Raw genomic sequence first — 14,186 nt, forward strand, 5'->3', positions numbered from 1 at the left:
TTTAGCGTAAACCTGACTGGTCAGCCAAACGGGGAGTGGACCTCTCCTGAGATAAATAGAAATGGTCAGGTTTGTGGTGCTGATAAACAGGAAGAATGCGTTCAGTTTGACATCATTCTTGACAAAAACGCTGGTAGCCTAGACTTCAGCATTGTAGGGGGGCCTGTGCCTTCAGGCTCTATGACCTATAATATTGGATGCGGAGCACCTGTCCCGGTAGGCCAGCCCATATGCGTTTCAGGGCCAGGCCCTCACAGATTGACCATATGTATGCCAGGCAATGCTAAAAACCAATTTAGGGTTAGGTCTATTGCCGCTTTCACTCCTCAACCAGACGTATATGTATCAGGAGGCTGTTTTGCCAAACTGCAGGCGCCTATTGCCTTCAATGAAGCATCAGTTTCCTGGCAGGATATAACCGGAGGCGGGGCTTACAACAGTTATTTAAGCTGCATCTCTGGCTGTTCCACCCCAACCGTCACTCCTCCGCTTACCAATCCTCCGAAATTTGTGGACTATGTAGTCTGCGGGTCTTCCGTTCAGTCCCCTTGCTCAAGCACACCCTTCTGTGATACAGTAAGGGTTTATTTCTTTCCGGCCCCAGTAGTTTCTATTAATCCGCAACCTGCAATTATTTGTCCGGGCTCCTCGGGGGTGGAACTTACGGGCAATGTGGTAGGAGGAAGCGGGAATTTCACCTACTTGTGGACCGATGCCGGAGGCAATCTGCTAGGCACCAACAAAACGTTTATGGCTCCCGCTGTAGGCGAGTATTTTCTGGAAGTAAGAACCGAAAATTACCCCAACTGCAGCAAGTTCTCCACTTCGGTCAAGGTGGTCACAGACCTTACTGTTAATGCCGGTCCAGACCAACTGGTTTGTTCCCAAAATCCAGTCTCCTTGACAGGCGCAGTCACCGCGGCTACCGGGGGCATCTGGAGCGGCGGGGCAGGCACTTTTTCACCCAGCGCCACTGCTCTAAATGCCGTTTATACCCCTACCGCCAGTGAGATAGCTGCGGGATCTGTGAGACTTACCTTAACCTCAACCGGCAACGGAAACTGTACGGCAGTGCGGGATGAGGTGCTTGTTTCCTTTTACAGCATGCAGCTGACCTTGACCGGCACGCCTGTTATCTGTTCGGGATCTACCGGCAGCGTGACCGCAGCGGTCACAGGTGGCGTGGGCACGGTCACGTACAAATGGAACACCGGGGAAACCACGGCCTCTATTACCAATAAGCCGGCCGGTACTTATACTGTCACCGTGAGTGACGGGAACAGTTGCGCAATCTCAAAGTCATTTACGGTAGTAGAGAAGCCAGGCCCTTCTGACTTTACCATGACCCCCAAGGCAAGTACCTGCGGGGCCAGCAATGGGGAACTGGCCATCAGCGGGGTAATTGGCGGAACTGCTCCCTATACCTACAGCAAAGACGGCACCACTTTCCAGGCCTCTCCCACGTTCACTGCCCTGACTGCAGGTTCTTATACCCTTCAGGTGAAAGATGCCAACGGATGTATTGTCACTAAAACCATCACGCTCCAAAACATAGCCGGCCCCTCTGACTTTACTGCCTCAATTCAGGCAACCACCTGCGGCGCGAGCAACGGCAGTATCTCTGTTTCAAATGTAGTGAGCGGCACCGCTCCTTATACTTATAGTATAAATGGGGGTTCATTCCAGGCATCTACCAGTTTCTCAGGCTTGACCGCAGGTACGCATTCCATCACGGTAAAAGATGTCAATGGCTGTATTACCACCAAATCAGTGACTGTTGCCAACATTGCAGGTCCTACCGGGTTTGTGTTTGCGGCAGCCTCTTCTACCTGTGGGGCCAGCAACGGAAGTATCTCAGTAAGTTCAGTAACGGGTGGAACGGCTCCTTACACCTACAGCAAAGACGGCACTACTTTCCAGACCACATCCTCAATCTCAGGATTAGCCGCCGGTACGTATTCTATCACGGTAAAAGATGCCAACGGTTGTACCACCGTGCAACAGGTGCAGGTAACCAACATAGCCGGTCCTTCAGACCTGGCCGCCTCTTCCAGGGCCTCTACCTGCGGTAGCACTAACGGCGAGTTGACCGTAGGCCCTGTAACCGGCGGAACCGCTCCTTATACCTACAGCAAGGACGGCACCAACTTCCAGGCATCGGCTACCTTTGGTTCTTTACTGGCAGGTTCTTACACCATCACGGTGAAAGACGCCAATGGCTGTACCTTCGCCAAGGGCTTCACCGTTTCTGACATCGCTGGTCCTACGGCCTTTACCGCCAATACCACTTCTTCCACCTGCGGCGCCACTAACGGTAGCTTAACGGTTAGCGGCGTAACAGGAGGAGTTGCTCCTTATACCTACAGCAAAGACGGTAGTACGTTCCAGGCTTCGGCTACTTTCTCTGGATTGCTAGCTGGTACGCACACCATCACGGTGAAAGATGCCAATGGCTGTATCTTCGCGAAAGCGGTGACAGTCTCTGACATTGCAGGCCCCACCAGCGTCAGCCTCACTAATGCTTCCAGCACGTGCGGAGCCAGCAACGCCAGCATTACGGTAGGCGCGGTCACTGGCGGAACTGCTCCTTACACCTACAGCAAGGACGGCACGAACTTCCAGCCTTCCACTATTTTCTCGGGACTTCTGGCCGGCACCTACACCATTACCGTGAAGGACGCCAACGGCTGTACGGTTACCCGGCAAACCACCATTACCAACATTGCGGGTCCTTCTGACCTGTTAGCCACTTCAACAGCCTCTACCTGCGGAAGAAACAACGGTGTTTTAACTATTGGCAGTGTATCGGGCGGAACCACTCCCTATACCTACAGCAAGGACGGCGTAAACTTCCAGTCAGCCACTAGCTTTGGTTCGCTGCTGGCTGGTTCCTATACCATTACGGTGAAGGATGCCAATGGCTGTACCTTCGCCAAGGCCTTCACTGTATCTGACATCGCTGGTCCTACGGCAGTAGCGGCTACTTCGGCCCCGGCCGGTTGTACTAATGACGGTACTATCTCAGTAGGCACGGTAACGGGCGGCACCGCCCCCTACACCTACTCTATCAACGGTACTACGTTCCAGACTTCAACCTCCTTCACGGCACTGGCTGCCGGTACGTACACTGTCACTGCCAAAGACGCGAATGGTTGCCAGGTGACTACTTCTATTAATGTAGGCATCAACGTTCCTACCGCCTTTGCAACCACTACCACTGCCTCTACCTGCGGCAGCCCTAACGGAACGGTGACTATTACTTCAGTTACCGGCGGCACCGCCCCCTATACTTATAGCAAAGATGGTGTGACCTTCCAGTCGGCTGCTACCCTCACAGGTATGCTGGCCAGAACCTACACCATCACCGTTAAAGACGCTAAGGGTTGCGTATTCAGCCAAACAGTAACCGTAACCGATGTAGCAGCCCCTACTGATCTGGTTGCCTCTTCCAAAGCCTCCACCTGCGGAAACAGCAACGCGGAACTTACCGTGACCGGTGTCACCGGCGGAACTTCTCCTTACACGTACAGCGTAGACGGAGGTACCTACCAATCTTCTGCCACCTTCACCTCGCTCGCCTCGGGTAGCCATACTATCTTGGTGAAAGACGCCAATGGCTGTACCATTTCAAAAATGGTCACCATAGAAAATGTAGCGGGTCCTGCCTTCACCCTGGCAACGCAGTCTACTACCTGCGGGGCCAGTAACGGGAGCATTACAGTAAACGCCGTAACCGCTGGGACTGCACCCTTCACCTATAGTATTGACGGCACCAACTTCCAGGCCTCTGCAACCTTTGCGGCATTGGCGGCGGGTTCTTACACTATCACGGTGAAAGACGCCAATGGTTGTTCTTTAGCCAAGCAAGTGACTGTGTCTGATATAGCCGGTCCAACTGGTCTAACATTAGCTTCTACTTCTACTACTTGCGGAAATGCCAATGGTACCATCAACGCTAGTGGCGTAACCGGCGGAACGGCTCCTTACACCTTTGCCCTGGACGGAGGCTCCTTCCAGACATCCGCTAGCTTTACGGCATTGGCGGCCGGAGAGCATACCATCACGGTGAAAGACGCCAACGGCTGTATCTTTAGTAAGAAAATAGTCTTGGAAAACATTGCCGGCCCAAGTGACTTATTAGCTAACACCTCTGCTTCTACCTGCGGCGCCAATAATGGTAGCCTCACCTTGAGTGGCGTAACGGGCGGAACCGCTCCTTATACTTACAGCAAGGACGGCGTAAACTTCCAGACCTCTGCTACTTTCTCTGGAATCCTAGCCGGCACCTACACCATTACCGTGAAGGATGCCAACGGTTGTACTTTCGCGAAAGCCTTTACTGTATCAGATATAGCCGGTCCTACGGCCGTGGCCGCAACTTCTGCCCCAGCAGGTTGCGCCAATGACGGCACTATCTCAGTGGGCACGGTAACCGGCGGAACAGCTCCTTATACCTATTCTGTGAATGGTACTACGTTCCAGGCCTCTACCTCTTTTACAGCGCTTGCCGCCGGAACCTACACCGTGACGGCCAAGGACGCCAACGGCTGCCAAGTGACTACTTCTATCAATGTAGGAACCAACGTGCCAACCGCCTTTGCAACCACAGCCACTGCCTCTACCTGTGGCAACCCCAACGGTAGCATTACTATCAATGGGGTAACCGGCGGAACGGCCCCTTACACCTACAGTAAAAACGGCACCACCTTCCAGGCCTCGGCTACTTTTGCAGGCTTAATGGCTACCACCTATACTATTACTGTAAAGGATGCCAAAGGCTGTACGTTTGCGGCGCAGGTTAATGTTAGCAACATTGCAGGTCCTTCAGATCTAGTTACTTCTACCAAAGCCTCTACCTGCGGTAACAGCAACGCGGAGTTCACCGTGACCAACGTGACCGGTGGTACTGCCCCTTATAATTATAGTGTAGATGGTGGGACTTTCCAGGCTTCGGCCACTTTCGGTTCTTTAGCCGCTGGCACCCATACCATCACCGTGAAAGACGCCAACGGCTGTATTTTCACCGAGGATGTCACCCTGATCAACATAGCAGGACCTTCCTTTACCCTTGTCGCGCAATCTTCTACCTGTGGGGCTAATAATGGAACCATCACGGTAGGTGCCGTGACTGGGGGAACTGCTCCTTACTCTTATAGCCTGGACGGCACAAACTTCCAGGCCTCCACTACCTTCAACAACCTGTTGGCTGGTACTTATACCATCATGGTGAGAGATGCCAATGGTTGCGCCCTTGCCAGGCAGATTGTAGTAGAAAACATTGCCGGACCAGCTGGTTTAACGCTAGCCACCCTTTCTTCTACCTGCGGTGCCAGCAATGGTTCAGTTACCATTAATGGGGTGACGGGTGGCACCGCTCCTTACCTCTTCTCCATAGACGGTAGTACCTTCCAGAGCTCGGCCACTATCAGTGGCATAGCGGCCGGAGAGCACACCATCACGGTAAAAGATGCCAATGGATGTATCTTCAGCAAGAAAGTAACGGTAGAGAACATTGCCGGCCCAACTGATCTGGTGGCCAGTACCACTTCTTCTACCTGCGGTGCGAATAATGGTAGTTTAACTATCAGTAACGTTACCGGCGGAACAGCACCATACACCTACAGCAAGGACGGGGTAAACTTCCAGGCTTCGGCTACCTTTACCTCCCTACTTGCGGGCAGCCACACGATCATCGTGAAGGACGCCAACGGCTGTACGTTCTCCAAAGCCTTTACCGTTTCTGACATCGCCGGTCCTTCGGCGGTAGCGGCTACCTCGGCCCCGGCCAGCTGCTTGGACAATGACGGTAGCATCACGGTGGGTACGGTATCCGGTGGCACTTCCCCTTATACCTATTCTATCAACGGCACTTCGTTCCAGGCTTCAACTTCCTTCATGGCACTGGCTTCCGGTACGTATACCGTGACGGCCAAAGATGCCAACGGTTGTCAGGTAACAGCTTCCGTAACAGTGGGCAAGAATGTACCAACCGCCTTCGCCAGTTCTACGGTTACTTCCACCTGCGGTGGTAGCAACGGTAGCATTACCATTGGTGCTGTAACCGGCGGAACTGCTCCTTACACCTACTCTATCAACGGAACCACCTTCCAGGCTATTACCACTTTTGCTTCCCTGGCAGCCGGCACCTACACCATTACGGTGAAGGATGCCAAAGGCTGTACCTTTAGCCAGGGAGTGGCGGTAAGCAACATTGCCGGTCCTTCCTTTACCGTGGCTGCCAACAGCAGTACCTGCGGAAGCGCCAACGGAAGCGTTGCCATTAGCGGCGTAACCGGTGGCGTGGCTCCTTACTCCTACAGCAAAGATGGCGTAACTTTCCAGGCCTCTACCAGCTTTAGCAACTTACTATCCGGCACCTACGCCATCACGGTGAAAGATGCCAACGGCTGTGAGTCTTCACAATTAATAGTGGTGGAAGACATAAAAGGCCCAAGCGCTTTGCGTCTTGCCAGCAATGCCTCTACCTGTGGGGCCAGCAATGCCACCGTCACGGTGGAACTGGTAACCGACGGAACCGCCCCTTACACCTATAGCAAAGATGGCGTGACCTTCCAGGCCTCGGCTACCTTCTCAGGGTTGTTAGCTGGTACCCACACCATAACGGTGAAAGATGCCAACGGCTGTACTTTCAGCAAAGCCATTACGGTCACGGACATTGCCGGCCCGGCAGGCTTGACGCTTACTTCGGTAGCCTCTACCTGCGGAAGCAGCAACGGCTCCATCTCTGCGGGTGGGGTGACCGGTGGAACTGCTCCTTACACGTTTGCCATTGACGGTGCCAACTACCAGACCTCGGCTACCTTTAGTGCCGTACTGGCTGGCTCTTACACCATCACGGTGAAAGATGCCAACGGCTGTACCTATAGCAAGCAAGTGACGGTAACCGATAAAGCAGGACCTACTAACCTGCTTTCTACAACAGAGTCCTCTACCTGCGGTGCGAAAAATGGAACATTAACTATCAGTAGCGTTACCGGCGGAACAGCACCATACACCTACAGTAAGGATGGGGTAAACTTCCAGGCTTCGGCTACCTTTACCTCCCTACTTGCCGGCAGCCACACGATTATCGTGAAGGACGCCAACGGCTGTACCTTCTCCAAAGCCTTTACCGTTTCTGACATCGCCGGCCCAACCGCGGTAGCGGCTACCTCAGCCCCGGCCAGTTGCCAGGACAATGACGGAAGTATTACAGTGGGTACGGTATCAGGCGGAACTGCCCCTTACACTTACTCTATTAACGGAACTACGTTCCAGGCTTCTGCTTCTTTCACGGCGCTTAAGGCTGGTACTTACATCGTGACCGCTAAAGACGCCAACGGCTGCCAGGTAACGGCTTCGGTGACTGTGGGAACCAACGTCCCTACCGCCTTTGCCAGCACTACAAACTCTTCTACTTGTGGCAGCCCTAACGGTAGCATCACTGTAAACGGTGTAACCGGCGGAACCGCACCTTACACCTATAGCAAAGATGGCACTACCTTCCAGGCCTCGGCCACTTTCTCCGGACTGATGGCCGGCACGCACACGATAACCGTGAAAGATGCGAAAGGTTGTATCTACACTGCACCGGTGCAGGTTAGGGACATTGCCGGTCCGTCAGACTTGGTGGCATCCTTGAGGTCTTCTACTTGTGGTAGCAGCAACGCGGAATTAGTCGTTTCTAATGTCACGGGTGGCACTGCTCCTTACACCTACAGTAAAGATGGCGTGAACTTCCAGGCGTCTACTGCTTTTGCAGGAATGATGGCCGGTACCCATGCCATCACGGTGAAAGATGCGAATGGCTGTACCTTTACCAAGACCTTTACCCTCACGGATATTGCCGGACCTTCCGGTTTTACCGCCAATGCAACCTCTTCTACCTGTGGCAACTCTAACGGAAGCTTGTTAATAACCGCTGTGACCGGCGGCACTGCTCCTTATACCTATAGCAAGGACGGGGTGAACTTCCAGGCTTCGGCTACCTTCTCTGGCTTACTCGCTGGCACGCACACCATTACGGTGAAAGACGCCAACGGCTGTACAGTGGTGAAGCAAATTAAGGTGGATGACATAGCCGGACCTACCGGACTGGCCCTGGCCTCAGTTGCCTCTACCTGCGGAAGCAGCAACGGTTCAATCACGGTTAGCGGGGTTACCGGCGGAACGGCCCCTTACACCTTCACGATAGACGGAAGCACCTTCCAGAGTTCTTCCACCTTCACCGCCTTGTTAGCCAGAGAGTATACCGTGACGGTGAAAGACGCCAACGGCTGTACGTTCAGCAACAAAGTAATAGTGACAGATATTGCCGGCCCGACTAATGTATTGGCAACCGCTGTTTCCTCTACCTGCGGAAGCAGCAACGGGAAGTTGACTATTGGAAATGTAACTGGCGGAACGGCCCCTTACACGTACAGCAAGGATGGCGTAAACTTCCAGACTGCTACGGCTTTTGCCGATCTGAAAGCGGGCACCTATACCATTACCGTGAAGGATGCCAACGGGTGTATTGTCAGCAGAAGCTTTACTGTCTCTGACATTGCTGGCCCAACGGCCGTCGCTGCTTCTTCCCTGCCAGCTAGCTGCCAGGACAATGACGGTAGCATCACGGTAGGCACGATAACTGGCGGAACTGCTCCTTATACCTACTCCATCAACGGCACTTCGTTCCAGGCTTCTTCCTCTTTCACTTCACTTAAGGCTGGCACTTACACAGTATCGGCTAAAGACGCGAACGGCTGCTTGGTAACTGGCTCAGTGACCGTAGGCACCAACGTGCCAAACGCTTTTGCCAGCTCTACGGTAGCCTCTACTTGCGGGGCCAGCAACGGTAGCCTTACTATTGGTTCCATCACCGGTGGTACGGCGCCATATACCTACAGCAAAGACGGAATCACGTTCCAGGCCTCGGCTACGTTCTCCGGTTTGTTGGCTGGCACGCATACTATCACGGTGAAGGATGCCAAGGGCTGTATCTACACGGCACCAGTGAAAGTAAGTGACATTGCCGGTCCTTCTGATCTGGTGGCTTCCTTGAGTTCTTCTACCTGCGGTAACAGCAATGCTTCTCTTACTGTTAGTGGCGTAACCGGTGGCACCGCTCCTTACACCTACAGTGTGGACGGTACTACCTTCCAGGCTTCCGCTACCTTCTCTTCCCTAGATGCCGGCACCCACACCATCATGGTAAAAGATGCGAATGGCTGTACCTTCGCTAAGAGCTACACCATTTCTGACATTGCGGGACCTTCAGGGTTTATAGCAAGTGAAACCTCTTCTACCTGCGGAAGTAGCAACGGTAGCATTAGCATTGGTGCTATCACCGGCGGAACAGCTCCTTACTCTTATAGCAAGGACGGCGCAAACTTCCAGGCTTCAACATCTTTTGGTGGGTTACTGGCTGGCACCTACACCATCACGGTGAAAGATGCCAACGGTTGTACCATCAACAAGAAAGTAGTAGTGGAAGATATTGCCGGACCTACCGGGTTAACCCTGGCCTCCAATGCCTCTACTTGCGGAAGCAGCAACGGCTCTATCATGGTTGATGGCGTCACCGGCGGTACCGCTCCTTACACATTTAGCATAGACGGCAGCACCTTCCAGGCTTCGGCTACCTTTACCTCCCTTGTGGCCAGAGAATACACCGTGACCGTGAAAGACGCCAACGGCTGTACCTTTGTGAAGAAAGTAGTGGTGGAGAACATTGCCGGGCCTACCAATCTGGTAGCAACCGCTGTTTCCTCCACTTGCGGCAGCAGCAACGGCTCCCTGACCATTGGTAACGTAACGGGCGGAACGGCTCCTTACACCTACAGCAAGGACGGGGTGAACTTCCAGACTGCTACGGCTTTCGCCGATCTGATAGCCGGTGCCTACACCATTACCGTGAAAGACGCCAACGGGTGTATTGTCAGCAGAAGCTTTACCGTTTCTGACATTGCAGGACCTACCGCGGTAGCCGCTTCTTCTGCTCCGGCCAGTTGCCAAGACAACGACGGTAGCATATCCATAGGCACCGTAACCGGCGGAACAGCACCTTATACCTACTCCATCAACGGCAATGCGTTCCAGGCCTCTGCCTTGTTCACGGCGCTTAAGGCCGGCACCTACACGGTAACGGCTAAAGACGCAAACGGCTGTCAGGTAACTACTTCCATTAACGTAGGAACCAACGTCCCTACCGCCTTTGCTAGTACTACCGCCGCCTCTACCTGCGGAAGCACTAACGGCAGCATTACCATTGGCGCAATAACCGGCGGAACCGCACCTTACACCTATAGCAAAGATGGCGTGACCTTCCAGGCCTCGGCTACCTTCTCAGGGTTGTTAGCTGGTACCCACACCATCACAGTGAAGGATGCGAAAGGATGTACTTTTGCTCGTCCGGTAGTCCTGACGGATATCCCTGGCCCTACGGCTATCATCGCTTCTGCCAATGCCTCTACCTGCGGTAACCCCAACGGAATGGTGGCAGTAACAGAGGTGACCGGCGGCACGGCTCCTTACACGTACTCCATCAACGGTACCACGTTTCAAGCCTCGGCTACGTTCTCGGCTTTGACCGCTAAGGACTATACTGTCACGGTGAAAGATGCCAATGGCTGCGTGATCACGAAAGCGGTAAAAGTGAATGACATTGCCGGGCCTTCTGCCTTTGTTATGTCTCCTACCGCTTCTACCTGCGGCGCCAGCAACGGCCAGGTAACCGTTACGGGTGTAACCGGCGGGACCGCTCCTTACACCTACAGCAAGGATGGCAGCACGTTCCAGACTTCTGACATTTTCACAGGATTAGCAGCAGGCACCCACACCATCACGGTGAAAGACGCCAACGGCTGTCCATTGGTGAAACAGATAGCTGTTGAGAACATCCCTGGCCCTACCGCACTTGCCCTGACCTCTGTTTCTTCTACTTGCGGCGACAGCAACGGTAGCATTACGGCAGGTACGGTGACCGGCGGAACCGCTCCGTTCACCTACAGCAAGGATGGCTCAAACTTCCAGGCTTCAGCCACTTTCAGTGGTCTGTTGGCTGGGGCGCACACGATCACGGTGAAAGACGCGAATGGCTGTACCATCACGCAGCAGATCACCATTGGAAACGTGGCGGGCCCATCTGACCTGGTGGCTTCCCTGAAGGCTTCTACCTGTGGTAGCAGCAACGGAGAGTTGACCTTCACTGGCACCACCGGCGGAACCGCTCCTTACACTTACTCTGTAGACGGTACCACGTTCCAGGCATCGGCTACGTTCATGGCCTTAAAAGCGGGTTCTTACACCATCACAGTGAAAGATGCCAACGGCTGTACGTTCTCCAAAGCCTTCACTGTTTCTGACATCGCCGGTCCTTCGGCGGTAGCCGCTACTTCGGCCCCGGCCAGCTGCCAGGACAACGACGGTACCATTACGGCAGGAAACGTAACCGACGGAACCGCCCCTTACACCTATTCCATTAATGGCACCACCTTCCAGGCTTCCGCTACATTCTCGGCGCTGGCCTCAGGCACCTATACCGTCACGGTGAAAGATGCCAACGGCTGTACCGCCACAGAGGAAGTAGTCATTAACAAGAATGTTCCTACCGCCTTTGCCAACACCACTACAGCCACTACCTGCGGCAACAACAATGGTAGCATTACCATTGGCGCAGTCACGGGTGGTACCGCCCCTTACACCTACAGCAAGGACGGCTCAAGCTTCCAGGCTTCGGCTTCCTTCTCTGGGTTAACTTCGGGTAACCATGCCATCACGGTGAAAGACGCCAAGGGTTGTACCTTCACGGCTCTGGTACAGGTAAGCGATGTTCCAAAAATAACAGACCTTTCGGCTGCCACAGAAGCCACAACCTGTAACAACAGCAACGGTAAAATAACGGTGAACATGGTCACCGGCGGAACAGCTCCTTATACCTATAGCCTGGACGGTTCTGCTTTCCAAAGCTCTTCTGTCTTCGCCTCGCTGGCGGCAGGTTCTTATATCCTTGTGGTGAAAGACGCCAGTAATTGCACCTATTCTGAAGAAGTGCTGGTGGGGAACACCTCTGGTCCTTCAGACTTCAGATTCACGGTTCGCACTTCCTCTTGCGGCAATGCCAATGGGCAGGTGACAGTTAGTGACGTGACCGGCGGCGTAGCCCCATACACCTACAGCAAGGACGGCACTACGTACCAGGCCTCGGCTACCCTGGCAGATCTGGCAGCTGGTACTTACACCATTCTGGTGAAAGACACCAACGGCTGTATCTTCAGCAGAAAAGTAACTATAGAAGGTGTGGAAGGCCCGACGGCCTTCACACTGGCCTCTGTGTCCAGTACCTGCGGCAGCAGCAACGGAAGCATCACGGCTAGCAACGTAACCGGAGGAACCGCTCCCTACACCTACTCTGTAGATGGCACCACCTTCCAGAGTGCAGCCACCTTCGGGTCGTTGATGGCGGGAGCCTATACCGTGAGGGTGAAAGACGCCAACGGCTGTACCGTAGTGAAACAGGTAACGGTTGACAACAAGGGCGGCGTAACGGCCATTGCCTCGTCTACCACTCCTGCATCCTGCTCTGACAACGGAACCATCACCATTACCTCTTCTACCGGTGGTTCGGCTCCGTACACCTACTCCCTGGACGGCACCAGCTTCCAGGCTTCCAATACCTTCACCCCCCTGGCCCCTAAAGACCACAAGGTGTATGTAAAAGATGCCAATAACTGCGTAGCCTTCTTCACGGTAACTGTAGCCACCACCAGAATAACAGAGGCGGTGGTCTCTGCGACTCAGGAAACCTGCGGCGGGAAGAACGGATCCATCACGGTGGGCACGGTAACCGGAGGCGTCAGGCCGCTGAGTTACAGCATCAACGGAACCACCTTCCAGACGTCTGCCACCTTTGCTAACCTAACGGCCGGTGCTTACACCATCACCGTTAAAGATGCGGAAGGTTGTGTGCTGACCAAGACGCAGGCAGTGACCAACAGCACCGGGGCTGAGTCCTTCACCTTGGCAGGAATCAATGCCAGCTGCGGAGATAACAATGGCCGGATCTCTATCAGTCAAGTCGTAGGCGGTCAGAGTCCTTACCAGTACAGCATCAACGGCACCACCTTCCAGGGGTCACCAGAGTTTACCGGTCTAGCGGCCGGCACCTACCAGGTGACCGTGAAAGACGCCCAGGGCTGCACGCTGGTAAAATCTACTACCCTAACCAACAGCCTGCCACCTACCGCTCTTAAAGCAACTATCAAAGCTGCGGGCTGCGGACAGACCGAAGGACAGGTAACTGTAGATCAAGTAACTGGCGGAACCGCTCCTTACAGCTACTCACTGGATGGCGTGAACTTCCAGGCCTCTACTACCCTTACCGGGGTAACGGCAGGCACTTACCAGTTAACGGTGAAGGATGCCAATGGCTGCACCTATGCGCAGTCTGTAACAATAGGCAAGGTGGAAAGCAAAGTGGCCTCGGTGCAGCACATTACCTGCGCCGGTGAGAAAAACGGAAGAATCACTATCTCTACCGTTGGCGGAGACACCCAGACGGAGTACAGCATCAACAATGGGGTGACCTTCCAGAAAGAGCCGGTGTTCAACAACCTGGCCGGGGGTGTGTACCAGGTGGTGACCAGATTCTCTGCTACCTGCTCCGTGACTGTTGGCAGCGTGGAGGTGAAAGAGCCGCAACCAATTAAGGTAACAGTAGCCCAGGTTATCCAGACCCTGAATGGCAGTAACCTGGGTAACGCAGAGATTACCTCTATTACCGGGGGTACGGCGCCTTACACCTTCATGCTCAACAACGGTACCTTCTCTACCACCCAGACTTTCTCTGGCCTGAAAGAAGGAACGCACTCGCTGTTGGTGAAAGACAGCAATGGCTGTATCACTGAAACTTCCTTCGTGATTGATGCCTCAGCTGAGCTAGAAATCCCGAATGGTTTCACCCCTAACGGCGATGGAATCAATGACCTGTGGGTTCTCAAAAACCTATCCCTGCTGTACCCAAGCTGCAAAGTAGAGGTGTACAACCGGTGGGGCAGCAAGGTGTTTGAGTCCAGAGGCTATCAAAAGGCATGGGACGGAACCTATAACGGGGCAGCGCTTCCGGTGGGTACTTACTACACCATCATAGAGCTTGGAAACGGCAAGCCCGCGCTTAAGAAGTCTGTTACTATTATGCGATAGTTTTT

The 14,186-nt window shown here is 53.9% G+C and carries 1 protein-coding gene; it reads left to right on the forward strand.

The window, feature by feature from the left end; translation table 11 throughout:
* Nucleotides 1-750 precede the first annotated feature (750 nt).
* Nucleotides 751-14,181, forward strand: coding sequence for a gliding motility-associated C-terminal domain-containing protein (locus tag TH63_RS20370; protein WP_197088562.1), 13,431 nt, complete (start codon nt 751-753; stop codon nt 14,179-14,181).
* The last annotated feature ends 5 nt before the right edge of the window (nt 14,182-14,186 follow it).

The sequence above is a fragment of the Rufibacter radiotolerans genome, from assembly GCF_001078055.1.
Classification (GTDB): domain Bacteria; phylum Bacteroidota; class Bacteroidia; order Cytophagales; family Hymenobacteraceae; genus Nibribacter; species Nibribacter radiotolerans.